Origin of the sequence: Vibrio sp. LB10LO1 (assembly GCF_010092875.1) — a bacterium.
GTDB classification, from domain to species: Bacteria; Pseudomonadota; Gammaproteobacteria; order Enterobacterales; family Vibrionaceae; genus Vibrio; species Vibrio campbellii.
Genome location: NZ_JAADJW010000022.1, coordinates 1 through 24223, shown reverse-complemented (window position 1 = coordinate 24223; position 24223 = coordinate 1). Strand labels below are relative to the sequence as shown.

Genomic DNA, 24223 nt, shown 5'->3' with positions numbered 1-24223 from the left:
ATTACAATCCTCGCTCCTTCACCCACTCACGAACCTTAATACCCGGCTCAATGACATTCACCCCAGATACGATGATTTGGTCACCATCATCCAAGCCCGCCTCAATTTGTTGTTTCTCATTTAGAGTGACAGACGCTTTTTCGACAATGCCTTGGTCAGTGACTCGCCAAACGCACGTCTTACCATCTTCAGTGAAGATCGCTGAACTCGGGATTCTTGTTGCGCCCGCATTTTCAGACACTAAATGTACGTTCCCAGACATACCAGGCAAGATACCTACCCCTTCAGGGCGTGCCATTACCATGGTGACTTTATAACTGCCGGTTTTTGGGTCCGCTTCAGTATCAATTTCTTGGAAAGTCAGATCAAACGACTGCTCAGGAAACGCATCAAACGTCATCGTCGCGTACGCATTGGCTCCTTGAGTAAATTTACTCAGCAAGTGGTCTGGTAGCTGGAACAGCACTTTCATCACTTGATTGGTTTGAATGTTCATGACGCCTTCTTTGGCCGCCACGTATTCATGATTTTCAGCAGGAAGATAAGAAATTGTGCCGTCATAAGGGGCAACAAGTTTAGTGTATCTCAGGTTCGCTTTAGCCTGATTCCACTGTGCTTTTGCCGAGTTGTGATTGGCTTTTGCTGCGTCGAAATCTTGCTCGGACACCACTTGCTCTTTACGAAGCTTTTTCGAACGTTCGTATTGAACATCGGCTAAGGTGTAATTCGCGCGAGCTTGTTTTTCTAGGAGTGAGTACTCGTCAGGGTTGAGTACGGCAAGTACATCGCCTTTGTTAACCATTTGTCCAGCATTCACTTCTATTGATTGAAGTAAACCTGGCACTCGGAATGCGAGTACTGCTCGGTCGCCGGCTTCTGTGGTGGCAGGAAAATGTCTTTCAAACTGAGCATTGCCTACAGAGACCGTGAAGAGTTTGGCGGGCCGAGATTCGGGTTCAGGGACTGGTGGTAGCTCTTTTCCACATCCTGAGAGAACCGTCATGACAGCGATTGGAATGAGCGCTTTTCTCATGTTAATTCATCCATTTAAGATCCATTCCTTTTAAAGTAGATGAATTTGGGGCGTTCTTCTAGAGCATCAGAGCAAAAAAATTCTTTAAAAATAGCAATTTGAGACAAAAATAAAGCAGGCCGTAGCCTGCTTTATCAATAAATCAGTAACTAATCACTAGAGATTATTAAACTCTCTGTTTACGCGATAAGTATCAGAAGTGACATACGCTTCCATATTACGGATTTTGCCATCAAGACGATTAAAATCGCTCTCTAATACACTTAACAGCTGATCTGGGCTTTGTCCTTTCTGCCAAGGCTTACTTTTGAGCGTGTGCTCTTGACGAGACTTAATGTTTTCAGTGTAGGTCACCGGCTGCTTTTCTAGCATGAAGGTCATCGCAATATAAGCCAACAAGACTAGGAAAGTACCGCCCAACAAAGCAGCAGAAATCACAACGATACGAATCAACCAAACTTCCGCGCCAAAGTAGTTTGCGACTCCGGCACACACGCCGGAGATCTTGCCATTTACTGGGTCACGATACAGTTCTCGTTTAATCATACTTACGTCTCCACGTTGGGGATTCTGAGTCTAGGATACGCTCCAATGTTTCAACTCGAGACTGCATCGCTTCCGCTTTTTCAGACAGTACCTGAAGGCGCTCAAGATCTTGGCTCGACAGTGCACTATCTGCTTTGCGTTTGCTGCGATAGTGTAAGAAAAGCCATAGTGGAGCGACAAAGATTAAAAAGACAATCAATGGTCCAGTAATAAAAAATGTCGACATAAATGGCTCCTTTCTTATTTATCGTTCGATGACATCTGTTCTTTCAGTTTTGCCAACTCTTTTTCAATTTCGTCTTGTGCTTGTAGCTCGGCAAACTCTTGGTCTAGTGACTTTGCGTTGCCTGTTTTCGCGTATAGGTCTGCTTCCGCTTCCATCTCGTCAATCTTACGAGAGTATTGCTCAAACTTTGCCATCGCTTCGTTTGTGCGACCTGCATGTAGCTGCTTTTGTACATCACGACGGTTAGATGCCGTTTGGTTACGAATTGCTAGCGCTTGTTGCTTCGCACGAGTTTCCGTGATTTTTGCTTCTAACTTACCGATTTCGCCTGTTAGCTTCTCGATCGTTTCTTCTACAAGTGTTTGTTCAGTGTGAAGACCTTTAATCACTTGCTCTAGCTTTTGCTTTTCAATCAGAGCAGCACGCGCCAAATCTTCACGCTCTTTCACGAGTGCTAGGCTTGCTTTTTGGCCCCACTCAGTGATTTGCTCTTCTAGTGCTTCGACTTTGCGAGCCAACTCTTTTTTGTCTGCAATCGCTTTCGCCGAGTTAGTACGCACTTCTACAAGTGTGTCTTCCATTTCTTGGATGATAAGACGGATCATTTTTTCAGGATCTTCCGCCTTGTCTAGCAATGCACTGATGTTTGAGTTAACGATATCTGCAAAACGAGAAAAAATACCCATAACGGAACTCCTCTTTTTTCCTATTAAAACTCGACAAGGTGGTGATTCACCTTGTGTCTCCCTTTACATATAACAAGTAGCGTGCCAACTTTTATTATCTATATTAAACAATAGCTTACGCATTTTGTTGTTGTTGCATACCGTTATGCTATGATGGTTTTTACCAACTGTTGGTAAATTTCACCAACTTCAATACTGTAAATCTTGGCCAGACAGAAAATAAGAAGGATTTTATGAAGCAGAACCTCATTGGTGAATCGCCCGCCTTTCTCGCCGTATTAGATAAAGTATCACAACTTGCGCCGATTGAGCGGCCCGTTCTTATTATTGGGGAACGAGGCACAGGTAAAGAGCTCATCGCGCAACGTTTACACTATTTATCAAAGCGTTGGGATAAGCCACTGCTTTCTCTAAACTGTGCGACATTAAGCGAGGGTTTGATTGACTCAGAGCTGTTTGGTCACGAATCGGGTTCATTTACAGGGTCGAAAGGTAAGCATAAAGGCCGCTTTGAACGCGCCGAAGGTGGCACCTTGTTCCTTGATGAATTGGCGACCGCGCCACTCCTCGTTCAAGAAAAACTCCTACGTGTGATTGAATATGGCGAATACGAGCGCGTTGGTGGACACACTGCATTAACTGCAGACGTTCGCTTGGTTTGTGCAACCAATGCTGATTTACCAAAACTGGCAGAACAAGGGGATTTCCGTGCGGATTTGCTCGACCGTTTGGCCTTTGATGTCATTATGCTTCCGCCACTGAGGGAGCGAAAAGAAGACATCCTTTCCCTTGCCGAGCATTACGCGATCAAGATGTGTCGTGAATTGCAGTTGGAATACTTTGTTGGCTTTACGGAAGAGGCACAACAGTCACTGCTCGATTACGAATGGCCGGGCAACGTTCGTGAATTAAAGAATGTGATTGAACGAGCAATCTATCGTCACGGTCTCAATTCAGATCCTATCGAACACCTTATCTTCAACCCATTTCAAACGGGTTGGGATAACTCACTCGGCCACACTGCCGCTCAGGAAGAAACCGAGACAACAGAGGCCACTCCGCACTCCGCAATCCACTTCCCTCTGGATTACAAGCAGTGGCAAGAAGATCAAGATATTGAATTGCTCAACCGAGCACTAGAAGAAGCGAAGTTTAACCAACGCCAAGCCGCAGAATTATTGGGGTTAAGCTACCACCAGCTTAGAGGTATGGTCAGAAAATATGGCTTAGTCGGTCAAGGATAATTGCCACATGCCCTCTCACTCGAGTAATGGCTCACTATACTGAAGGAAAACAAGCGGTTTTAGTAAACGCGAGTGTTTTACACAAATTAGTGAGCAATTTGAGAGGCAAATAAGGTCAACAACCAGACAATGATACGGTAATTTGATCTAACACCCCGCGACTCAACGATTTTATGTTTGGAGCGAGTTGGCAAAGGTGATAAATTAGCGAGATCATTTTCGCTTGTCATCCTTGAAGCAAAAAGCTGAGGGAGCAAGCAAAGTCCAATGACCATTTCATATTATGAAAGCTTTTATAAGACTATCGCTGAGCCTGATTGGTATTAGCTTACTCACCGCATGTGGTGATGAAATCGATCACAATGATATTCGAGAGAATGGCTTTGTGTTTTGTGGGCAAGGTAAGCCAACCACGTTTAACCCTCAGCTCATTGACAGCGGTATCACTGCCGAAGCACTTAGCCCTCAGCTATACGATACGCTGCTCACACTTGATCCCAAAACCCATCAACCCGTTGCAAATCTTGCAGAAAATTGGTCCGTTAATGAAGAAGGTACCGAATACACGTTTAATCTTAAACAGGGTGTTCAGTTTCAAAAGACAGCATGGTTTACACCTACCCGACCTTTTAATGCACAAGATGTGGTATTCAGCTTCAAGCGAATCATTGATGTAGACCATCCGTTTCACGACGTCGGTGGTGGTTTTTATCCATGGTTTGCAGGTTTAGATTTCCAAAACTTGGTGAAAGATGTTGTTGCTGTGGATAACGACACAGTGAAGTTTGTGCTCTCTCAACCTAATTTTGCCTTTTTAGCCAATATTGCGACCAGTCATGCCGTGCTACTTTCTGCCGAATATGGCCAGCAACTCGCAGCAAAAGATGAGAAAGAACAGATCGATATGTTACCTATCGGTACTGGTCCTTACCAACTTAAAGAGTACCAAGTGAACGACTTGATTCGTCTTGAGCGCCATCCTAAATATTGGAAGTCGCCAGCCAAAATGGAGCAGGTGGTGTTCGACATTTCTCACCGCGGTACTGGCACACTCGCTAAGCTGCTCAGAAACGAGTGTGATGTGCTTGCATCACCAATTTCGAGTCAGATTCCAATCATTCAAGAAACGGAAGAGCTAGAGTTAACCGCAACGCCTGCTAATAACGTCTCATTTATCGCGATTAACACTGAACACCCAGCTCTGCGCGATGCTCGTGTTCGCCAAGCATTGAACCTAGCGATCAACCGCCAGAACATTCTTGATTCAGTGTATTACGGCACTGGCACTCAAGCTTATACCCTGCTTCCACCTAACTCTTGGGCTTACCAAAAAGACAGCGTGAAAATACGTTATGACCGTAATTATGCTCTAGCCCTTCTTCGAGAGGCGGGTTACGAGAAAGGTCTCCAATTGACTATGTGGGTGCCATTGGAACCACGTGCCTTTAACCCAAGTCCGCGTAAGACCGCAGAGCTGATTCAAGCAAACTTCGCAGACATTGGCGTCGAATTACGACTGCTGACTGATGACCGCTTTGAACGTACACAACTGGAAAACATCAATGATGTAGACTTGCTGCTCACTGGTTGGATTGGGGATACGGGCGATCCGGATAACTTCTTCCGCCCTCTGCTGTCTTGTGAATCAGAACGCGTTGGTTTGAACGTTTCGATGTGGTGTAACGATGATTTTGACTTCTTGTTGGATCTTGCACTAGAAACTCAACAGCAACGTTACCGCTTGAACCTATATCGCCAAGCACAGAATATTCTCAATGAAGAATTCCCAGTTATTCCATTGGCTCACGGCGTTCAATTCCGTGTCCACGACAAATCGCTGAAAGGTTTTAAATCGAGCCCTTTCAATGCACAACCTTTTGATAGAGTTGAGAGAATCCATTAATGTTTTGGTACGCCGTAAGACGTCTTAATCTATTTGTCATCACTTTGATGATTCTCACTTTAGTGGGCTTTTCGCTATTGCGTTTGGATCCGAGTTCTCATTGGGCAAACGTTGAATTTTGGGCAGGTTGGCAAAGCTACCTTGTTGAGCTGTCACAGCTCAATTTTGGTATCAGCAAAAACGGCAATCCAATTTACGATGAGTTAGCCATTGTCTTCCCTGCAACACTCGAGTTGTGTTTCTTTGCCTTTGTCGTTTCATTGCTTATCGGTATCCCGCTGGGCACGGTTGCAGGCATGAAACAGGGTAAATGGTTAGATACCAGCATCTCATTTATCTCTATGTCTGGTTACTCGGCGCCTATCTTCTGGGTTGCGCTGATGTTGATCATGATGTTCTCGTTGCAGTATCACGTGTTCCCCGTTGCTGGCCGCTATGACTTACTGTACGAGATCGACCACGTAACAGGTTTCGCCATCATTGATGCCTTCATGGCAAAAGGTGAATACCGAGCACACGCGCTGCAAAGCGTTATCGAACACATGATCTTGCCATGTTTGGTATTAGCGCTTGCTCCTACTACCCAAGTTATCGGCTTAATGCGCGCATCAGTGGCAGAAGTGATGAGCCAAAACTACATCCGTGCTGCACGAATCAAAGGTTTATCCAACCGCGAGATCGTGACACAGCACGTGCTACGTAACGCCATTCCGCCTATTGTGCCAAAAGTTGGTGTTCAGCTTTCTAGCATGATCACGCTAGCGATCATTACTGAATCTATCTTCAACTGGCCGGGTATTGGTCGTTGGTTGTTGGATGCACTTTCAAATCAAGATTACGCTTCCATTCAAGCAGGCGTAATGGTGCTAGCAACCCTTGTTTTAACTGCCAACATCCTTTCGGATTTGATTGGTGCCATGATTAATCCTCTGGTGAGAAAGGAATGGTATGCTAACAAATAACGTTTATCAGGAAGAACGCATTCCAACTCAGTTCGAACGATTCTGGCGTAGCTACCGTGCCAACAGCTTGGCAATGTTTGGCTTGTGGTGTCTGATTTTCATCATCCTGATCACCATCTTTGCGCCATTACTTGCGCCTTATGATCCACAAGCTCAATCGGGCGAACTACTTGTGCCTCCATCATGGGCACCAGCAGGCGCCGTGGACTACTTTCTTGGCACAGACGATTTGGGTCGTGACATCCTTTCACGTCTGATTATGGGTTCTCAGCTGACATTCGGTGCAGCCGTCGCCATAACGGTCATTGCTGGTTTGATTGGCTGTTTTATTGGTGTTCTGGCAGGCATGACTAAAGGTCTGTTATCGAGTACTTTGAACCACTTGCTCGATACCGTAATGTCGATCCCATCTCTACTACTGGCGATCATCTTCGTGGCTTTCCTTGGCTTTGGTGAGTTCAACATCCTTCTGGCTATCTGCTTGGCTTTGATTCCGCGCTTTATTCGCTCGGTGTACATCGCGGTCCATACGGAAGTAGAAAAAGACTACATCATGGCGGCTCGCCTAGATGGTGCCAATGACTTCTACTTACTGTGGAACTCGATTCTGCCAAACGTACTCACTGTTATCGCGGCAGAAATCACACTGGCACTGTCTGTAGCAATTTTAGATATCACAGCACTAGGCTTCCTTGGTTTGGGTGCTCAAGCACCAAGTACTGAATGGGGCGCAATCCTTGGCGACTCTGTTGAGCTGATTTACATCGCACCATGGACCGTGACGCTACCGGGTCTCACCATTATGTTTACCGTGGTTGTTCTAAACTTAGTGGGTGAAGGTGTACGCCAAGCGCTCAATGCGGGGATCGAATAATGCCGTTACTAGATATTCGACATTTAACCATTGAAATTGAAACGCCATCAGGTTTGGTGAAAGCCGTCGACCGCATGAGCATTACCCTAAATGAAGGGGAAATCCGTGGTCTAGTGGGCGAATCAGGTTCAGGTAAGAGTCTGGTTGCCAAAGCAATTGTTGGCGTTTGTAAGGACAACTGGAAAGTCACCGCGGACCGAATGCGCCTTGGTAACATTGACTTGCTTCAATTGACACCGAAAGAGCGCCGACGAGTGATAGCTCGCGATATCGCGATGATCTTCCAAGAGCCTTCGACCTGTTTAGATCCTTCTGAAGAAGTAGGACGTCAATTGATCGAATCGATCCCTTCTCGCTCTTTCGAAGGAAAATGGTGGGAACGATTTAAATGGCGTAAAAAGCAGGCGATTGCCCTACTCCACAAAGTGGGCATCAAAGATCACAAACGCTTGATGGGCAGCTACCCTTACGAGCTAACCGACGGTGAATGTCAGAAAGTCATGATCGCGATGGCCATTGCAACCAAGCCAAAGATCTTGATTGCCGATGAACCTACCAACGACCTTGACCCAATCACGCAGTCACAAATCCTACGTTTGTTGAGTCGAATGAATCAGCTCAACAACACCACGATTGTGTTGATTGGCCATGACTTAACCACAATTACTCAATGGGCGAATCGTATTACGGTAATGTACTGCGGCCAATCGGTTGAATCCGCTGACACCGAGAAGCTGGTTGAGGCTCCGAAGCATCCATATACTGCGGCACTGCTCAAAGCAATGCCCGACTTTAATGATTGGATTCCTCATAAGCAGAAATTGCAATCACTACCGGGGTCAATCCCCCCTTTGCAGCACTTGCCAATCGGCTGTCGCTTGGGGCCTCGTTGCCCTTATGCACAAAGACAATGTGTCGAGATACCCCATACGAGACGTATCAAGACTCATAAATTTAGCTGTCACTTCCCATTGAACACGGAGAAACATTCATGAGTGCGTTGCTTGAAGTCGATAACCTATCGAAACAGTTTGTCACGCGCTCAGGTCTGTTTAAACGCACAGTCAAAGAAGCGGTTAAACCAGTTAGTTTTACCCTGGAGCCGGGTCAAACTATTGGCTTTATTGGCCAAAACGGCTCAGGTAAATCAACCCTAGCACGAATGTTAGCGGGTGTGGTTGAGCCAAGTTCCGGTGAGATTCGTGTAAACGGTGAGCGCCTTGAACACGAAGATTACTCGACGCGTTGTAAGCTAATTCGCATGATTTTCCAAGATCCAAACACCTCTTTGAACCCGCGTATTCAGATTGGCCGCATTTTGGAAGGCCCGTTAAAACGAAACACTAACATGCCGCCGGATGCACGTATGAAGCGTGTAAAAGATACTCTGTTGCGCGTAGGTTTGCTGCCAGAGCATGCTTATTTCTATCCGCAAATGCTTGCAGCAGGTCAGAAGCAGCGTGTTTGTCTTGCTCGTGCTCTTATCCTGCAGCCTTCCATCATCGTTGCTGATGAGGCACTAAACGGTCTAGACATGGCGATGCGCTCTCAGATCATCAACTTATTCTTAGAGTTACAAGAAGAGATGGGCTTGTCGTTTGTTTACGTTTCTCAGCATATTGGCATCGTGAAACACATTACCGACAAAGTAATGGTGATGCATGAAGGCGAAGTGGTGGAGTTTGGTGAAACAAACCAAGTGCTGACCAATCCAGAGCATGCGATTACTCAGCGATTGGTAGAGAGCCACTTCTACAAGGCGCCAAACCACTAAAGATTGAGCGAGTACGTATTCGCTTCCTCTAAAAACCTTCCTCTAAAAATAACAAAGCCTGCATCAACGCAGGCTTTTTAGTCTCTGAATGTCAGAACGCAATTGGTAATGCTTAACGACGGCTCGCTTGCTTGCGTAGTTCGAAATCAAACTCATCTGGAAACAGCACCACGCCTTCTTCATTCTGGTTCGGGAAAACCACAACAGACAGCTCATCATCTTCTAGACCCGACGTCCAACGACTGTGCCATTTGTTCAAAGAGATAGCCTCTGGCTCACACTCTTCCCAGTCGCCTGTCGCCCACTGCTGTGCAAACTCTTCGTTTGGCCACACTGGTACACAATCGTCGTCTTCTGTGTTTAACATCACGCAGCCGTGTTCATCCTTCAGAATCCACACTTTACGGTTTGCTACGATTTCCTTCACACAGTATTTCAATCGCTGCTCTTCGTTGTAGCGATTGATGGTGTCCATTTGCTCTTGGGTTAATGCTTCAGACATGTTCGTCTCCTATTCCCATAGAAAAATGCCCACCTATTGGCGGGCATTTACAGTATACGTTGGTAATAATGAAATTACACAAGCTCAGTTTGAAGCCAAGGCCAGCCTTGCTTCTTACGGCTTAGTGTGTTTTCCATCATTAGCATGCCGTCTTTCTCGTGCTTAACAAGTTTCTCAGCCCACTCACCTTTGTAAAGAAGACGAGTTTGAGCAGTAGTGATGTCTGTTAGCATAACAGCAGCGAATGCTAGGTTGTCGTTTGCACAACGCGCTTCTAGATCGGCTTCTAGTGCTTCGATCATGCCGTCAACTTGCTCTAGAGTCGCAAGTTCAACCTGACCTACTACTACGTCACGACCGTTGAATGGGTAACCTTTAAGGTCTTTTTCAACAAGTTCAGCAGCAGATAGACCTTCGATGTTTGTTTTAGCAATTAGAAGATCTTTAGTGAATGCGTCTACGTCTTGTACGTCTGCGATAGCCGCTAGCTCAGTAACAGCATCTTTGTCTTTTTGAGTACAAGTTGGAGAAGCAAAACCTACTGTGTCAGATAGGATCGCTGACATCATTAGCTTAGCGATTTGAGGCTTGATCTCGTGACCTTCAATCTTGAACATGTTGAATAGTACTGTGTTAGTACAGCCAACAGGCCAGATCCATGCTTCCATTGGGTTCACTGTCATCACGTCACCTAGACGGTGGTGGTCAACGATACCTGCGATTTCAGCTTCTGCGATGTCGTCTGGAGCTTGCGCTAGATCTGAGTAGTCTACTAGCCAAACTGTTTCGCCAGCTACTGAAGTACGTAGCTCAGGAACTTCTGCGCCAGCTACTTCTAGGATGTGCTGAGTTTCACGGTTAATTTCGCCCTGGCGAATTGGCATTGCTTCTACGCCACGCGCATTTAGAAGTTCAGTTGCAACTAGTGCACTACAAATACTGTCACTGTCTGGGTTCTTATGACCTACAACTAGAATCATGTCTCTTCCTATTCAAGTCAATTTGATGGCTTCCTAATAGGGTGAATTGCATAACGAATTACACCGAGGAAGCGGGTTTGCTCACAAAGGCGCTTACTTTACCTGATTTGGGGCAGATTGACACGAAGAAAAGTTGTTACGGCCTATTGCGAATAATTCTCACTTTCATATAATGAGAATTATTACCATTTGCATTTAAGCTTACTATGAACGCAACCAAGATTTTTAATTCAGCACACCCGTTGCTGCAACCTGCTCAATTTCGCCTTGCTTATAAGCGACTTTTGCTACCCGTTGCGTTGCTCGCGCTATTAGCAAGTGAAGCGACAAGAAATGTCACCGTCGCTACGCTATCGGATTCGTTCTGGGCCGTTTCTTGTTATGTTGCTGCAACGCTCGCGATATACCACTACCTGTCGAACTTCATGTCGAAGACTAATCGATTGACCGCGCTTTACCACCGCTCTCGTAGCCATCAAGTATTCTTTGCTGCACTGCTTGGTGCGCTTCCTGGTTGTGGTGGTGCAATTGTTGTAACAACACAATTTATCAGCGGGCGTGTTGGCTTTGGCGCTATCGTTGCCGTGCTAACCTCAACCATGGGCGATGCGGCTTTCTTGTTGCTTGCAGCCAAGCCTGCAACGGGTTTTAGTATCATCGCTTTGGGCATCGTGGTTGGTACGTTGTCTGGCTGGGTGGTGAACGCTTTCCATGCCGATGATTTTCTGCGCCCGAAACAGAAAGAACAATCACCTCAAGCACAGTGCTGTAACAGCCACGGCGACACACATACCCCAATGGAGCAGCGCGCGATTAACTTGCAAGGTGCGTTTTGGAAATGGTTGCTTGTGCCTGTCACTATCGTTGCAGTACTTGGCTCTTTTCAAGTCGATATTAACCAAATGCTTGGTTTGAAAGACAAGACCATGGAGTGGTTAGGGGCGACGTTTGCGGTGATCAGTATGTTCCTGTGGGCAATGACCAAGGAACTTGGCGACTACCAATCGACCGTATCGGAAGATGACAAAATTATCGACTCCCACCCAATTCAAAAAGCGGCGCAAGATACTAACTTTGTTAGTGCATGGGTAATTTTGGCTTTCCTCGCTTTCGAGCTCACCACATACTTCTCTGGTCTGGATTTAGGCTCTACGTTCTCTGGTTGGGGGATTTGGATGCCACTGATTGGCCTTGCAATTGGCCTGCTTCCGGGCTGTGGGCCACAAATTCTGGTTACCAGTCTGTATATCTCAGGCGCGGTACCATTATCGGCACAGTTATCAAATGCGATTTCAAATGATGGTGATGCCCTATTCCCTGCCATTGCTATGGCACCGAAAGCGGCGTTAGTTGCGACCATCTACTCGGCCATCCCTGCGTTGATTGTCGGATACGGGTACTTCTTCCTATTTGAATACTAATCGCCTGGCACACATTTAAATGGACATAAAAAGAGCCTCAATCGAGGCTCTTTTTCTTTTTCAATCTAATCAGGCTATGCGGTCACTATAGCTTTAGCATTCAGACCTTTATCCAAACTGACCAGCAATAGCTGACAAGGCTCTTGGTTAAGCTTCTCCCCGGTCCAGTAATCATACCAATCTGTTGGCTGGTCTGCGGTAAGCGTAAACTCTGTCGCTTCATCGTTCGCATAGTTGAACAAACAGTGCAGATCGTTTTTAGATGTTAGTGGTAGGAACGCATGGTTTAAACCTAGCGCGGTAAACTTAGCCGATTCTTGATTACGGCGTTGACGCAGCATCAGTTTCGCTAGCGTCTTACTCGCAAATGGGGTGATTTCTGGTAGAGGATCACCGGAAAGCAGTAGACCGCCACACGCAAGTAACACGTTACGATGGAACTGATAATCTTCACGCGAAGCGGCTTGGTTTGGTAATGAAGTGAACGTCGCGCAATCTGGGTCAATTTGCCATAACTTGCGATGCTGCCAACTGCGGAAGAAGGTCTCTTTCGCGATTTGTTCAAAGCGATGGCTATGGCGCTCTACATCATCAGAAACACGCATGGCATCAACGAGCCCCAAAGAAGGCCACATTGGTGCGTTACAACCTAGCAGCCACGCATCTCCCGCCCCTTTAGCGATCGCTTCCATACCCATGCGGTAGGCTTCTACACCGGTTACGCCCGATTGACTGCGCTTACCTTTTAAAGTGCCCCAGTAGTTTGCGTCTAATTTGAATAACTCAACGCCCCACTCTTGACGCATGACGGACACAACGTGGGTTAGATGATCTTGCACTTCAGGATTTGAAGTATCGAGAATGTACCACGGTGTACAACGCCAACCGCCATAAGTGACATCTTCAGCTTTCAGGAGGTCTCCGTCCTCGTGACGCACAAACCAATCGGGATACTTTTTGAAGATTTCTGATTCTGGCTGGGCAATGAATGGTGCCATCCAAATCGCTGGCTTTTTGCCTTTCGCGCGAATGTTGTGAATCAACTCTTTCACACCACCAGAGAACTTATCCGAAGGCGTTAGCCAATCGCCCATAAATGCTTGGTAGCCATCATCTAGCAGCACCCATTCGAGCTCGGCTAGGTTGTCTTGCATACATTCCACGTTTTCTAAAACGTTGTCTTCGGTCACATCCGCGTAGTAGGCATACCAAGAGCACCAACCAATCGGAGCGTCTTGTATTACTCCGTCACGCACAGGATGATGTTTTGCAATCATCTCACTGTATTGTTGGTAAAGCTCAGACAGAGATTGACCGCGTAATATGGCCACAGATTCCAGTGTGTTATGTTCCCAATCCGCTACTTGGGTATGTTCACCATCAATAGAAGCAGAAAGAACCCAATGCTCACCGTGCGCCTGCACCTCAAAATAGCCTGCAAAGCGATGACAAGACGTAAAGCCAAACAAGGTGTAACCTGCGGCATCTTCAACAGCTAAGTAGTTGTAGTAACGCTTAGGTGCACTCTCTGGGTAAATACGGTAGGAATTATTGTTATCTGGGCAGCGACCAATATCGATAGGTTGAGAAATGGTACCGCTCGTCTGCGCCAACATTTGGAAACCGTCGCCAAGCACAGTTGCACCTTGCTCATAGAGAAAAGGCATTTGGAACAAGACTTCACGATCGGTGAAGGTTTTATTGTGTATCCCGGCAAAAGAAAAATGGATTTGGTTGCCTACGACTTCAAATTGAAGATCGTTATCACTCACTGAAATCTCAGTGTGATTGGCCAATTGAATGGTCTGAGCCATAGAGAATCTACTCACTTAATTATTATTGTTTCATTAAGCGCATTATCCTCCCCTTCCCTCACCCAATTCGTTATCAACGTCACGAATCCGTTGCATCTCAATTTATTCAAACTGGTTATTGAGAGAACGCTCACTGAATTTTGGTCAAAAAAATACCAGCCCGAGGGCTGGTATTTCATTCATAGCTTAGTGCTCTGATTAAGCAACTTCGATCGGACCACCGAATGAAGTCACTGGTGGAACTTTACCAGTGAATTTCTCGAAGTCTACGATACATGTGTTCGCAGAAGTCGCTTGTGCTAGCTCAGAAGAACCGATGTCTTGAGTTAGTGTGTTAGGGTCACCGTAAGTACAAATTGCACCTACTTTCTCGTTTAGAGGACCGTACCACGCACCTTCTTCGATACGGATAACACCACGTGGGTAGCTGTCAGTAAGTACAGCACCAGCAAGAAGCTGACCACGGTCGTTAAATACACGTACCAAGTCACCGTCTTTAATGCCTTTCGCTTTTGCATCAACTGGGTTGATGTATACAGGCTCACGACCTTGAACAGCGTAAGTAGCACGGAAATCTTCAGATTCACACATCTGAGAGTGCAGACGCTTGTCCGGGTGGCAAGATTGTAGCCAGTACGGGTGTTTGTCAGAGCCAGGACCACCGTGCGAGCGTTCTGATTTCTCGAACCACATTGGGTGTTCTTGACAGTGTTCGTAACCGTAACGACCGATCTTACGAGAAGTGATCTCGATGAAGCCAGAAGGTGTACCCAGTGGGTTGATTTCTGGATCTTGACGGAAGTCAGCGTGACGAACCCAAGGCTTACCTTGACCGAAATCTAGTACGCTCTTCTCCCAGAACTCATCAAATTCTGGCATTTCGAACTTACCGTCGTTCGCTTTCTTACAATCGTTATACAGGCTGCGGATCCATTCCATCTCGCTCATGCCACGAGTGTACTCGTCGCGACGACCAAAGCGTTGAGTCAGTTCACTCATGATTTGGAAGTCTGGCTTAGATTGGAACAATGGGTCCACTAGACGATGCATAGCAATCAGACCTTTGTTCGAGTAAGAACCGTATACGTCGATGTCGTTACGTTCCCACTGAGTACATGCTGGAAGTACGATATCAGAGAAACGACACGTTGCCGTCCAAGCGAACTCAATCGTTACTACTGTTTGTAGTTTCTGGAACGCTTGCTTCATACGGTTACGATCTTGGTGGTGGTGCCATGGGTTACAACCCGAGATCACCATCATCTTGAAGTCTGGAAGCTTAACTTTACCACCGTTGTAGTTGATCTGTTTGCCTGGTTCTAGCAGACAGTCGATCCAACGTGCAACAGGGATAGTACGGCTGTAACCGTTAAAGTCATTGTTGTCCCACTTCGGCTTCATACCTGTATCTAGGTTACGAGGGAAACCACCAGGGCCCGCGAAACCAGTTGAAGGAACACCGATACTTGAGTAGTGGTGACCGTAAGAGATACCACCGCCAGGCAGACCAATTTGACCAACCATTGCTGCAACTACTGCTGCTGCCCAGTATGGCTGCTCACCGTGCTCTTGACGTTGGATACACCAACCCATAAGGATCTGTGTACGACCGTTCACTAGCATGCGTGCGAATTCACGAATCTTGTCCGCTTTCACGCCACAGATAGGTGCAGCCCACTCAGGTGTCTTAACAACTTTATCTTTCGTTTCACCTTGAACGTACTTGATGAAGTCTTCGAAACCTAGACAGTAAGTTTCAATAAACTTCTTGTCGTACAGGTCTTCGTTGTACAGTACGTGCGCAACAGCAAGCATGAATGCTACGTCTGTTAGCGGGTTAATGTATAGGTGATCGTTCTCTAGGTAACGTTGAGTCTTGTTCTTAACTGGGTCTACAGAAAGAACATTGATCTCGCCTTTCGCTACTTTTTCCTTCAACTGCGCTAGGTAGTTGAAAGATTCGTGCGTTTCACAGTTCCAACCTACTTGTAGGTTTTTCACTGGGTCGTTTGCCCAAAGAATGATGTTGTCTGAGTTCTCTAGGATTTCAGACCAAGACGTACCTTGTGCGTAAACTTCTGTTGAACCAAGTACGTAAGGCATGATGGTTTGACCTGCACCAGTAGAGTAGTCACCTACTTTAGTGATGAAGTTACCGTGCATACCTACAGCACGTTGCATGTGTGCCGTACAGTTGTTGAACGCACCAGTTTGGTTCCAACCAGTTTGACCTGCGTGTAGAGCCCATGGACCGTATTCTTTCTGAACACGCTCTAGCTCACGGTAGAACAGGTCTAGAGCTTCATCCCAAGTTACACGGATGAAACGGTTGTTACCGCGCGTCTCAGCGCTGTATTTGTGCTTCTTCAGCCAATCTAGACGAACCATTGGGTAACGAACACGTGATGGGCTGTAGATAATGCCCTTGATGCCGTTCAACATTTCTGTTGGGTTCTGGTCTAGTTCTAGCGGTTTGATCTCTTGAACTTTACCCGCGTAGATGTGGGCGCGGAACGCGCCCCAGTGTGAACCTGTTACTTTCCAAGTACCAGTAGACTCAGCTGCGTTTGCAGATGCTGAAGCCAATAAGCTTGGACCGATAACTGACGCTGCACTTGTGGTTGCTACACCTTTAAGAAAACTTCTTCGTGTAATAGCCATTTATTTTTACTCCAATCCGACGCTTATTAGTGGTGACCTTCAGCATAATCTGAAGAGTGCTTCTGTAGGTACTTCAAGATCAGTGCTTCACTGTCTGTATCTAGGTTAACGAACGCTAGCATACCGTCGAACATACCTGGCCATGTGTTCGCATCGAAGTGCGCTTCAGCTGGTTGTGTGTGACATACAGAACAGTTAGTTTTGTAAGCTTCTTTCGATTTTTCCCATACAGGGTTGATGTCGTTCAGCATAGATTCTTTCTTGATCCATACTTTCGCAGCTACTTTCTCCCAAGGAAGACCAGTTAGCTCATCAACTTTCTTCTCACCAGCCGTAACAATGTTCGCGTCTGTTGATGCTTCTTTCAGTAGAGATGCTACTGCGATGTTTTTACCGAAGTCTTCTTGAATTACACGACCGAAGCCTTTCGCTTTACGCCAGCCGTCGATTTCAATTTCAACGTAGTCGCCTTTGTCTTCAAGAACTTTTACAGTTGATGCTGGGTTTAGAAGACCTGCTTCTTTAGCACCTTTGTCATCGAAGTAGATTGGTAAGTGACGAACACTTACTAGTTGCTGACCTACACCGTAGTCAGTGTTTGAAGTCATACCTTCTAGGTCACCAACAATACCACCAATACTGTCCATACCAGCTGGTAGTTTGTGTGCGATACCTTTGTGACAGTCTACACAGCTTTGATCTTTCTCAGCTGCTTGTTTCATTTGGATACGAGCGGTTGGAGACATTTGCTCGAAGTCCATTGAATCGTAGTTGTGACAGTTTTTACACTCTAGAGATTTGTTTGCAGAGAAACGATCCCATTCGTGTTTAGCAAGTTCGATACGACGCTCTTCGAAAACACCCGGTTCGTCGTAGTTGCCAAATACTTGTGCAAATACTTCTTTAGACGCTTGCATCTTACGAGCGATCTTATCTGTCCAGTTGTGTGGAACATGACAGTCAGGACAAGTAGCACGAACACCAGAGTGGTTTTTCCAGTGAACCGTGTCTTGTAGTTCAACGTATACGTTGTCACGCATTGTGTGACAACTAATACAGAATTCTTCTGTGTTGGTTGCTTCTAGGGCTGTGTTAAAGCCACCCCAGAAAATAACACCAGCGATGAAACCGCCCATAGTCAGCACGCCTAGGCTGATATGGACTGCCGGGCGCGTCATCGTACGCCACAGTTTAATGATTAATGATTTCATTATTTGCTCTCTTAAAATCTTTTCTAAAGTGTGGTTATGAGCTCACCGGCTTACATGCCGTGCGCGCCTGGAGGACCAAAGAAGAACACTTGAAGTGCCCAAACGATAAATCCGTAGCCGCCTACGAAAGCCACACTCAGAATTGGGAAGAGAACAACTGCAATGAAGAGGAACGACTTCCACTCCAGTGAGCGTTTTTCAACACTCTCAATTTTGTTAACATCACTCATACATTTGCCTATTTTGTATCTAGTGTTATTGGAAAGCCCGCGTCACCAAGCTTAAGTTTTTTACAATCTCTATGGGAAAATGTTAGACCATACTAATAGTAAGGTTCAATCAAATCTGATGCTCCTCCCCTTGTTATCCAACACTTTTTTGAGCTCATCCAGAGATGTGTTTGATTGATATTCTTTGTGAAAAAATATTAATGGATGTGAAAAAATAAGTCTTTTGCAGACATGTTAAGAATACAACACAAGATTAACTTTGTTTACAATTTTCTGGATTTTTTCGTGCTACTAAATCGCTCTTTTTCCGACTAAAGACAAGCAGTTGTGATCGTCTTGTTAAGAAAACTTCACTAAATCATCGTGCTTTTTCAAACGTAAGATTGCAAAAAACAGACCTCGCTAATTCATAAACCAACCGCACTTCGTTAGAATCAAAACGTTTGTTTCCGGAGAAAGTTTATGAATCAAGTTGTGGATATTAATTGGTTTGAACTAGCCCTTTTTAGCTTGATTCTGCTCATTCCACTCACCATCAATAAACGATACAAACTTGGCATTGCCAAAGACACTGTCATTAGCGTTGTGCGTATGACCGTTCAATTGGTTCTTGTCGGTGTGTATTTGGAATACCTTTTTAAGCTGAATAGCTTGGCAGTAAATTTGTTGTGGCTAGCGATTATGATTGTGGTTGGGGCAAGCTCAATTGTGAGTAAAACCAATCTACCCCAAAAACCTCTCATGTGGCCTTTAATCGCAGGATTGTCTAGCAGCTTATTCCCTTTGCTTGCGGCGATTGCTTTTGGCCTCGTCAAGCCAGAGCCCTTTTACAACGCGCAGTATATGATCCCTTTAGCAGGCATGCTTCTGGGCAACAGCTTGAGCAGCAACATCGTTGCCCTGCAGAACTTATTCACTGCTTTCGAGCAAAGAAAATCTGAATATGAAGCCGCTATATCTTTAGGTGCATCACCCAAATACGCCTCCTTCCCTTTCCTTCAAGAAGCGCTTCGTAAATCTCTGGCGCCTATTCTCGCCTCCATGGCAACGACTGGCTTGGTGACGCTTCCCGGCATGATGACAGGCCAAATCTTAGGTGGCGCTAGCCCGATGGTGGCCATCAAGTACCAATTAATCATCATGCTAGCGATTTTTGTCATGCTCAGTGTGTCTGTGGCGATTACCTTAGAGATGACGCTGAGCTGTGTACAAACAAAAGAAGGCCGCATAAAAGTGAAGTTTATCAACAAGGATAAGGCTTAAAGTTGGTCACTTCGCCATCACATAAGCGTCTCATTTTATGAATTTTTCTCGATCAAAAAAGATACTCACGATCTTTGAGACAGGTTATCCACAGAAAATGTGGATAAACCCCAAAAACCCATAAGCAACCAGAAACATAAGAGCAACTTTGAGACTGACCTCTCCTCATCAATCAAACGATCACAGATTGGTCATAGAAGCGTCATCGACTGCCTCTAGAGTGCAGTTAACCGACGAAAGGAGAATTCATCATGGATAGGTTAATCACGCGAGAAAAACTCGATGATTTAGTGTCAGAAGTACCTGTAGACTGGCTAACACAAGAGCCTGTAGAAATGACATCTCACTGGATCCCAAATGAATTTGGTATCAACGAAGAGCTCGTCTAGCGCACCAGCTAAAACATTCAGATAAAAGAAAGGCAAGCCATATAGCTTGCCTTTTTTGAAAATTATTTCAGATGCTTATCTTCATCACGCAGGTAAATCATCCAGTACCACATGCCAACGAAGACACCACCACCGATAATATTACCAATCGTCACGGGGATCAGGTTGTTGGTCAAGAAACCGATCATGTTCAGATCCGCGTAGTCTGCAATGTTGGCACCTGTCATTTGCCAGAATGACTCTGGAGCAAAGTATTTAATACCAATCGCCATTGGTACTTGGAACATGTTCGCAATACAGTGCTCAAAACCTGCAGAAACGAACATCGCTACCGGCAAGATCATTACTGCGATTTTATCTGTCAGGGTGCGGCCGCTAAACGTCATCCAAACTGCGATACATACTAAAACGTTACACATGATGCCCAGCGCGACGGCTTGGAAGAAACCGTGATGCAGCTTATGTTGCGAAATTGCCATCGCATTCAAGCCCACTTGTCCACCGTCGAACATGTATTGCTTAGTAATAAGCATACAAACAACAAGTAGAACCGCACCAACCAAGTTACCGAAGTATACAACCAGCCAGTTCTTCATTAAGGCTTTCCATGAAATCTTGCCACTTGCACGTGCCACCAGCGTAAGAACCGAACTGGTAAACAGCTCACCGCCAGTAACAACCACCAAGATCAAGCCAAGGCTGAATGCCAAACCACCAATAAGGCGTGTAATGCCCCAAGGAAGATCACCGGCACCAGTGGTTACGGTTGTGTAGAAAATAAAAGCAATACCAATGTGAATACCTGCAGAAATCGCCAGCAGGAAAGATTTCATCGGAGCTTTAGTTGCTTTGCCAACACCTACTTCGGCGGCACGTTCAGCAGCCTGAGGTGGTAATAGTGAGTCAAACTGATTGAAGTTCATGGAAGTGTAACATTTAGAAACAATTAACGAGGCGCGGATAATCGCTCCATTTCCAGACTTTTTCAAGGGCTATTTTTCATGTTTACCAAATTTGTTGTTGCTGAGAGAGTAATCGATAAAATTCAACAATGAGTTATTGTCCTAACCATTATTAATATTTGGTTCAAATGTTTACTGTAGAATAAAATTTCCGCGTTATATCAGGCCTATAGCGCTACACTTAACATTTCTAAGGCTTTTCTATTGCTCAACCTTAGTTTTCAGACTAGCTTGGTTAAAAAAGTACGAAGGAATTACCTATGAAATATTCAGCTGACCATATCGCCGAACTGAACCTACTTCTTCAATTCGATTTAAGCAGCGCAGCTACTGGCATCAAAGTCCACAAAGAAGCTTCTGAAGAAATGCAGGCAGCCGTTGCGCGTCTGTACGAAAAACAACTATGCACACAGCCAGATGGCGGTTACCTAACTGACGAAGGGATCGAAGTTGCAGAACACGCGGATAAGATCCTTCGAGTGCTTTCTGCGGAATAATGATATTTAGACAAACCAATATCTGAATTTAAAAAGCCACCGCAATGGTGGCTTTTTTGATAATTAAATTTATCTAGATTCACTATATTAAGCGATCAGTTTTCTCACTTTACCAAATGGCTGAATTTTATCATATGCCCAGTTAAAGCCCGTCGCGTAGAATAAGAAGAAAATTAAAAAGCCAGCCTCTAATGCCAACGCTTGCAGCAAAGTGATCTCCAAGAACCAAGCAATCACAGGAATAGACAAGAAGATTAATCCACCTTCAAATCCTAGCGTGTGACCAATTCGCATCGCTAGACTGCGCTCCTCTCGGTTTGAACCAAACCACTTATCAAAGTACAGGTTATAAATGTAGTTCCAAACTACAGTGTAAAGACTCAAACCAATACCGACCACCGCTAAATCACTGGATCCCTTCCCTGTAATCAAAGAAGCAGCAGGGATAATGATCGCGAGAGCAATCATTTCAAATAGTACAGCGTGAAAGATACGTTCGTTACGAGTCATGATGTTTTACCTAAATAGTTCTACTCAATGACTGGCATTTTATCTATCATTCAGATAATCAAAAGTTAGATACCATCGGTAAAAGCGATATGTTTACTATTGAACAACTGCAAGCGTTTGTGACCACGTCGGAAGCCGGCTCCTTTTCAGCCGCTGCCAGAAAGCTCGGCCGGGCACAATCGGTGATCAGCCAACACATCATGAACATGGAGCTAGATTGCGGTGTCGATCTATTCGATCGCTCTGGCCGCTATCCCAAGCTAACTGAGAAAGGTCATGAACTAATGCCTTACGCACTTGCGACCCTCAGTCAGCTGGATCGACTGAATAACAAGGCATCTCAACTTTTCTCTGCGCCAACAAACAAGTTAGTGCTTGCTGTTGATGAAGGGATTCCATTAACTCGCCTCCCTATTGCATTGAAAACGTTAGAGCAAAAATTCCCTAGCCTTCAGGTAGAGTGTCTCACGGCATCAAGCCCAGACATTATAGAGCTCATCAAATCTGAGCGCGCGACGACAGGCATTATTCTAAGTGATTTACAAATGCCCAAGAATGTTGATTTATCTAACTTGGGGAATATTGGTTTCGACGTGTTTGTATCATCAGAACACTCTTTAGCAAAACAGCCCATCCGAAACATCGATGAACTTAAGCAGCATCGCCAACTGGTGATCCGTTCAAAGAATGAAGATGTGAGTGGTCTTAATCAGGCGTTCAGCCCAGATATCTGGTACGCTGATGATTACTACATATTATTAGAACTGGCGAACAAGGGATTTGGCTGGTGCTTTCTTCCTGAGCATTTGGTGTCTTACGCGCCAAACACCTTAGTGAAACTTGGCGAAGAATTCACAAAACTGGCATGGCAAGTCAACATTGATTTGATACAACATCAGAAATGGCATTCCGATCCCCTACACCAACAAGCCAGATTAGAATTACAAACCCTGTTTGAATGAACTCAGGGCTGACAGTAGGAACATTACCGATGGCAAATACATTGATCATAGGTGCAGGCTGGCTAGGTACCCCACTTGCACAAACGCTCATTGACCAAGGGCATCAAGTTATCGTCACGCGACGTAGTCAAACTCGATTGGATGAGTTTCCAATACCTTCCGTTAAAACTGCTCTACTCGACCTCAATGAATCGAACTCTGAGCAGCGACTCATTGATATCATCAAACAGCACCATATCGAACGTATTGTCGGCGCTTTCCCTCCTGGCTTTCGTAAAGGGAATGGACAAGAGTACGCACAGCAATGGCAGCGCTTAACTGAAGCGGCAAAAGCGAGTAACGTTGAAAAGATTTTGATGGTCAGCTCAACGACGGTATACCCAAACCTAGCCGTCGATATGAAAGAAGAAGACGCCACACTCGCATTAGCCCAAACGAAGGAACACTTCTCAGACAACGCTCGCATCATGCTACAAGCCGAGCAATACGTCATTGACTCCGGCATCGACTACGCCATCGTCCGTTGCAGTGGTTTGATAGGCTCTGACCGCCATCCTTCTCGCTTTGCACTGCGATTGAAACAAGTTAGCCGTAAAGCCCCAGCGAATATGGTGCATCAAAACGATGCTGTGGCAGCAACGGCTTTCGCTCTCAATCAAATCAGCAATGAGGTGGTGAACGCCACCACGCCGAACACTGTCAGCAAAGCCGAATTTTACCAAGCGGCCATTACGAGAAATGACTTAGATATTGCCCTTCCGCCAGTCACTGAAACTGCCGATAAACGAATCCTTGCAGACAAGCTTATTGCGCTTGGCTACCAGTTCCAATTCAACTCAACGCTGGATGCACTATGAAGCTTTATCAACACATTGAAACCTTGTGGGATTACATGCAACTCAAGCAGGAACTCACACCTGCTGACTGCTTATTTGTTATGTGTAGCAATGATTTACGTGTTGCCGAATACGCCGCAAAGCTTTACCACCAAAAGCTTGCACCTCTGATTGTATTTTCTGGCGGTGAAGGCCGTTTTACGGATGGCTTGTTTGACAAAAGCGAAGCCGAAACCTTTGCAGAAATTGCAAAACTTGCTGGCGTACCAAACGAAGCAATCTTAATCGAAACACAGTCAAGCAACAGCGGTGAGAACGTTCGATTCACGGAACAATTGTTGATAGAAAAAGGGGTTAACTGCGAGTCTCTCATCTTGGTTCAAAAACCATTTATGGAACGACGCGCCATCGCGACCTTCGAAAAGCAATGGCAATCACCTTATTCACGTCTGCAAGTGACCTCTACTGCGCATCCTTTCTTTGAATACATTAACGAAGAGATGCCTCTGATGATGGTACTGGAAGCATTGATGGAAGATTTTTCTCGCGTTAAGACTTATCCAGAGAAAGGCTTTCAAACGAAGCAAGAGATTCCTGCACACGTTGAATCCTCCTATCAAGCCCTACGAGAAAAGTTCGAGTTTGGTCTCGCGTAATCCCTCGCTCAGTGACCAACAACCAGAATCGAGTAGGAGGAGGCCTCACGGCCTCCGTCCTCTCACACCACCGTACAAGCG

The 24223-nt window shown here is 45.6% G+C and carries 25 protein-coding genes; 13 read left to right on the top strand and 12 right to left on the bottom strand.

Annotated features, from left to right (window positions below; translation table 11 throughout):
• Nucleotide 1: 1 nt before the first annotated feature.
• From GXP65_RS16070 to pspA, 4 genes are all read right to left on the bottom strand, one after another.
• On the bottom strand, nt 2-1033 hold the full coding sequence (locus GXP65_RS16070) for an efflux RND transporter periplasmic adaptor subunit (RefSeq protein ID WP_050910059.1): 1032 nt from the start codon (nt 1031-1033) through the stop codon (nt 2-4).
• A gap of 156 nt (nt 1034-1189) precedes the next feature.
• Nucleotides 1190-1579 carry an envelope stress response membrane protein PspC gene (pspC, locus tag GXP65_RS16065; protein ID WP_005425740.1) on the bottom strand — a complete coding sequence of 130 codons (390 nt, stop codon included), beginning with the start codon at nt 1577-1579 and terminating at the stop codon, nt 1190-1192.
• Nucleotides 1572-1805, bottom strand: coding sequence for an envelope stress response membrane protein PspB (gene pspB, locus GXP65_RS16060; RefSeq protein WP_005425720.1), 234 nt, complete (start codon nt 1803-1805; stop codon nt 1572-1574). Before pspB ends, pspC begins: the two co-directional genes overlap by 8 nt.
• Before the next feature lie 14 nt (nt 1806-1819).
• Entirely contained in the window at nt 1820-2491 is a 672-nt protein-coding gene (gene pspA, locus GXP65_RS16055) for a phage shock protein PspA (RefSeq protein ID WP_005425704.1), read from the bottom strand.
• A 233-nt stretch (nt 2492-2724) separates the two neighbouring features.
• On the opposite strand from pspA, the gene pspF reads away from it, so the two are divergent.
• From pspF to GXP65_RS16025, 6 genes are all read left to right on the top strand, one after another.
• Nucleotides 2725-3735, top strand: coding sequence for a phage shock protein operon transcriptional activator (gene pspF, locus GXP65_RS16050; protein ID WP_005425749.1), 1011 nt, complete (start codon nt 2725-2727; stop codon nt 3733-3735).
• A 283-nt stretch (nt 3736-4018) separates the two neighbouring features.
• Complete coding sequence (sapA, locus tag GXP65_RS16045) at nt 4019-5638, top strand: ABC transporter substrate-binding protein SapA (RefSeq protein ID WP_038889494.1); 1620 nt, start codon at nt 4019-4021, stop codon at nt 5636-5638.
• On the top strand, nt 5638-6600 hold the full coding sequence (locus GXP65_RS16040; RefSeq protein WP_045418232.1) for an ABC transporter permease subunit: 963 nt from the start codon (nt 5638-5640) through the stop codon (nt 6598-6600). The genes sapA and GXP65_RS16040 overlap by 1 nt, the downstream gene beginning before the upstream one ends.
• Complete coding sequence (locus tag GXP65_RS16035; RefSeq protein WP_005529315.1) at nt 6587-7474, top strand: ABC transporter permease subunit; 888 nt, start codon at nt 6587-6589, stop codon at nt 7472-7474. Before GXP65_RS16040 ends, GXP65_RS16035 begins: the two co-directional genes overlap by 14 nt.
• Nucleotides 7474-8469 (top strand): oligopeptide/dipeptide ABC transporter ATP-binding protein, encoded by a 996-nt coding sequence (locus tag GXP65_RS16030; protein ID WP_005425745.1) that lies wholly within the window; start codon nt 7474-7476, stop codon nt 8467-8469. Before GXP65_RS16035 ends, GXP65_RS16030 begins: the two co-directional genes overlap by 1 nt.
• Nucleotides 8466-9248, top strand: a complete 783-nt coding sequence (locus tag GXP65_RS16025; RefSeq protein WP_005425767.1) for an ABC transporter ATP-binding protein — start codon at nt 8466-8468, stop codon at nt 9246-9248. Before GXP65_RS16030 ends, GXP65_RS16025 begins: the two co-directional genes overlap by 4 nt.
• A gap of 112 nt (nt 9249-9360) precedes the next feature.
• Here GXP65_RS16025 and GXP65_RS16020 read toward each other — a convergent pair whose 3' ends face one another.
• Together GXP65_RS16020 and GXP65_RS16015 are read right to left on the bottom strand one after the other, a co-directional pair.
• On the bottom strand, nt 9361-9750 hold the full coding sequence (locus GXP65_RS16020; protein ID WP_005425781.1) for a DUF2750 domain-containing protein: 390 nt from the start codon (nt 9748-9750) through the stop codon (nt 9361-9363).
• A 74-nt stretch (nt 9751-9824) separates the two neighbouring features.
• Nucleotides 9825-10730: a manganese-dependent inorganic pyrophosphatase gene (locus tag GXP65_RS16015; protein WP_162093250.1), complete on the bottom strand. Its 906-nt coding sequence runs from the start codon at nt 10728-10730 to the stop codon at nt 9825-9827.
• 206 nt (nt 10731-10936) lie between these two features.
• Here GXP65_RS16015 and GXP65_RS16010 point away from each other — a divergent pair, with 206 nt between their 5' ends.
• Entirely contained in the window at nt 10937-12151 is a 1215-nt protein-coding gene (locus tag GXP65_RS16010) for a putative manganese transporter (RefSeq protein ID WP_162093249.1), read from the top strand.
• Nucleotides 12152-12225: 74 nt separating this feature from the next.
• Here GXP65_RS16010 and GXP65_RS16005 read toward each other — a convergent pair whose 3' ends face one another.
• The 4 genes from GXP65_RS16005 to torE form a co-directional block, all read right to left on the bottom strand.
• Nucleotides 12226-13965 (bottom strand): alpha-galactosidase, encoded by a 1740-nt coding sequence (locus tag GXP65_RS16005; RefSeq protein WP_162093248.1) that lies wholly within the window; start codon nt 13963-13965, stop codon nt 12226-12228.
• A 198-nt stretch (nt 13966-14163) separates the two neighbouring features.
• Nucleotides 14164-16626, bottom strand: a complete 2463-nt coding sequence (torA, locus tag GXP65_RS16000) for a trimethylamine-N-oxide reductase TorA (RefSeq protein WP_012127641.1) — start codon at nt 16624-16626, stop codon at nt 14164-14166.
• A 26-nt stretch (nt 16627-16652) separates the two neighbouring features.
• The gene (torC, locus tag GXP65_RS15995) at nt 16653-17837 is read right to left on the bottom strand and encodes a pentaheme c-type cytochrome TorC (protein WP_005430271.1); all 1185 of its coding nucleotides are present in this window, start codon (nt 17835-17837) and stop codon (nt 16653-16655) included.
• 50 nt (nt 17838-17887) lie between these two features.
• Complete coding sequence (gene torE, locus GXP65_RS15990) at nt 17888-18067, bottom strand: trimethylamine N-oxide reductase system protein TorE (protein WP_162093247.1); 180 nt, start codon at nt 18065-18067, stop codon at nt 17888-17890.
• Nucleotides 18068-18529: 462 nt separating this feature from the next.
• Between torE and GXP65_RS15985 the strand changes: the two genes are divergently transcribed.
• Both GXP65_RS15985 and GXP65_RS25080 read left to right on the top strand, forming a co-directional pair.
• Nucleotides 18530-19330 carry an ABC transporter permease gene (locus tag GXP65_RS15985; RefSeq protein WP_162093246.1) on the top strand — a complete coding sequence of 267 codons (801 nt, stop codon included), beginning with the start codon at nt 18530-18532 and terminating at the stop codon, nt 19328-19330.
• A 251-nt stretch (nt 19331-19581) separates the two neighbouring features.
• Nucleotides 19582-19719 (top strand): hypothetical protein, encoded by a 138-nt coding sequence (locus GXP65_RS25080; RefSeq protein WP_005430270.1) that lies wholly within the window; start codon nt 19582-19584, stop codon nt 19717-19719.
• A gap of 62 nt (nt 19720-19781) precedes the next feature.
• Here the strand turns inward: GXP65_RS25080 and focA are convergent, their stop codons facing one another.
• Complete coding sequence (focA, locus tag GXP65_RS15980) at nt 19782-20642, bottom strand: formate transporter FocA (protein WP_038889509.1); 861 nt, start codon at nt 20640-20642, stop codon at nt 19782-19784.
• Nucleotides 20643-20941: 299 nt separating this feature from the next.
• On the opposite strand from focA, the gene GXP65_RS15975 reads away from it, so the two are divergent.
• On the top strand, nt 20942-21178 hold the full coding sequence (locus GXP65_RS15975) for a TIGR02647 family protein (RefSeq protein WP_005430269.1): 237 nt from the start codon (nt 20942-20944) through the stop codon (nt 21176-21178).
• A gap of 87 nt (nt 21179-21265) precedes the next feature.
• Here GXP65_RS15975 and GXP65_RS15970 read toward each other — a convergent pair whose 3' ends face one another.
• Complete coding sequence (locus GXP65_RS15970; protein WP_005430267.1) at nt 21266-21688, bottom strand: PACE efflux transporter; 423 nt, start codon at nt 21686-21688, stop codon at nt 21266-21268.
• Nucleotides 21689-21777: 89 nt separating this feature from the next.
• On the opposite strand from GXP65_RS15970, the gene GXP65_RS15965 reads away from it, so the two are divergent.
• The 3 genes from GXP65_RS15965 to GXP65_RS15955 are packed head-to-tail and all read left to right on the top strand — an operon-like array spanning nt 21778 to nt 24142.
• The gene (locus tag GXP65_RS15965) at nt 21778-22650 is read left to right on the top strand and encodes a LysR family transcriptional regulator (RefSeq protein WP_162093245.1); all 873 of its coding nucleotides are present in this window, start codon (nt 21778-21780) and stop codon (nt 22648-22650) included.
• Between the two features lie 29 nt (nt 22651-22679).
• The gene (locus GXP65_RS15960) at nt 22680-23507 is read left to right on the top strand and encodes an NAD(P)H-binding protein (protein ID WP_162093244.1); all 828 of its coding nucleotides are present in this window, start codon (nt 22680-22682) and stop codon (nt 23505-23507) included.
• Nucleotides 23504-24142 carry a YdcF family protein gene (locus GXP65_RS15955; RefSeq protein WP_012127636.1) on the top strand — a complete coding sequence of 213 codons (639 nt, stop codon included), beginning with the start codon at nt 23504-23506 and terminating at the stop codon, nt 24140-24142. Before GXP65_RS15960 ends, GXP65_RS15955 begins: the two co-directional genes overlap by 4 nt.
• Nucleotides 24143-24223 lie beyond the last annotated feature (81 nt).

What these genes read in the sequence shown, in the direction of transcription:
- pspA (WP_005425704.1), bottom strand. Translation starts at nt 2,491, where the DNA reads ATGGGTATTTTTTCTCGTTTTGCAGATATCGTTAACTCAAACATCAGT.
- GXP65_RS25080 (WP_005430270.1), top strand. Translation starts at nt 19,582, where the DNA reads ATGGATAGGTTAATCACGCGAGAAAAACTCGATGATTTAGTGTCAGAA.
- pspC (WP_005425740.1), bottom strand. Translation starts at nt 1,579, where the DNA reads ATGATTAAACGAGAACTGTATCGTGACCCAGTAAATGGCAAGATCTCC.
- GXP65_RS15985 (WP_162093246.1), top strand. Translation starts at nt 18,530, where the DNA reads ATGAATCAAGTTGTGGATATTAATTGGTTTGAACTAGCCCTTTTTAGC.
- GXP65_RS15970 (WP_005430267.1), bottom strand. Translation starts at nt 21,688, where the DNA reads ATGACTCGTAACGAACGTATCTTTCACGCTGTACTATTTGAAATGATT.
- GXP65_RS15955 (WP_012127636.1), top strand. Translation starts at nt 23,504, where the DNA reads ATGAAGCTTTATCAACACATTGAAACCTTGTGGGATTACATGCAACTC.
- GXP65_RS16040 (WP_045418232.1), top strand. Translation starts at nt 5,638, where the DNA reads ATGTTTTGGTACGCCGTAAGACGTCTTAATCTATTTGTCATCACTTTG.
- torE (WP_162093247.1), bottom strand. Translation starts at nt 18,067, where the DNA reads ATGAGTGATGTTAACAAAATTGAGAGTGTTGAAAAACGCTCACTGGAG.
- pspF (WP_005425749.1), top strand. Translation starts at nt 2,725, where the DNA reads ATGAAGCAGAACCTCATTGGTGAATCGCCCGCCTTTCTCGCCGTATTA.
- GXP65_RS16015 (WP_162093250.1), bottom strand. Translation starts at nt 10,730, where the DNA reads ATGATTCTAGTTGTAGGTCATAAGAACCCAGACAGTGACAGTATTTGT.
- GXP65_RS16020 (WP_005425781.1), bottom strand. Translation starts at nt 9,750, where the DNA reads ATGTCTGAAGCATTAACCCAAGAGCAAATGGACACCATCAATCGCTAC.
- GXP65_RS15960 (WP_162093244.1), top strand. Translation starts at nt 22,680, where the DNA reads ATGGCAAATACATTGATCATAGGTGCAGGCTGGCTAGGTACCCCACTT.
- GXP65_RS16070 (WP_050910059.1), bottom strand. Translation starts at nt 1,033, where the DNA reads ATGAGAAAAGCGCTCATTCCAATCGCTGTCATGACGGTTCTCTCAGGA.
- GXP65_RS16025 (WP_005425767.1), top strand. Translation starts at nt 8,466, where the DNA reads ATGAGTGCGTTGCTTGAAGTCGATAACCTATCGAAACAGTTTGTCACG.
- torA (WP_012127641.1), bottom strand. Translation starts at nt 16,626, where the DNA reads ATGGCTATTACACGAAGAAGTTTTCTTAAAGGTGTAGCAACCACAAGT.
- GXP65_RS16030 (WP_005425745.1), top strand. Translation starts at nt 7,474, where the DNA reads ATGCCGTTACTAGATATTCGACATTTAACCATTGAAATTGAAACGCCA.
- GXP65_RS15965 (WP_162093245.1), top strand. Translation starts at nt 21,778, where the DNA reads ATGTTTACTATTGAACAACTGCAAGCGTTTGTGACCACGTCGGAAGCC.
- focA (WP_038889509.1), bottom strand. Translation starts at nt 20,642, where the DNA reads ATGAACTTCAATCAGTTTGACTCACTATTACCACCTCAGGCTGCTGAA.
- sapA (WP_038889494.1), top strand. Translation starts at nt 4,019, where the DNA reads ATGAAAGCTTTTATAAGACTATCGCTGAGCCTGATTGGTATTAGCTTA.
- GXP65_RS16035 (WP_005529315.1), top strand. Translation starts at nt 6,587, where the DNA reads ATGCTAACAAATAACGTTTATCAGGAAGAACGCATTCCAACTCAGTTC.
- GXP65_RS15975 (WP_005430269.1), top strand. Translation starts at nt 20,942, where the DNA reads ATGAAATATTCAGCTGACCATATCGCCGAACTGAACCTACTTCTTCAA.
- pspB (WP_005425720.1), bottom strand. Translation starts at nt 1,805, where the DNA reads ATGTCGACATTTTTTATTACTGGACCATTGATTGTCTTTTTAATCTTT.
- GXP65_RS16005 (WP_162093248.1), bottom strand. Translation starts at nt 13,965, where the DNA reads ATGGCTCAGACCATTCAATTGGCCAATCACACTGAGATTTCAGTGAGT.
- torC (WP_005430271.1), bottom strand. Translation starts at nt 17,837, where the DNA reads ATGAAATCATTAATCATTAAACTGTGGCGTACGATGACGCGCCCGGCA.
- GXP65_RS16010 (WP_162093249.1), top strand. Translation starts at nt 10,937, where the DNA reads ATGAACGCAACCAAGATTTTTAATTCAGCACACCCGTTGCTGCAACCT.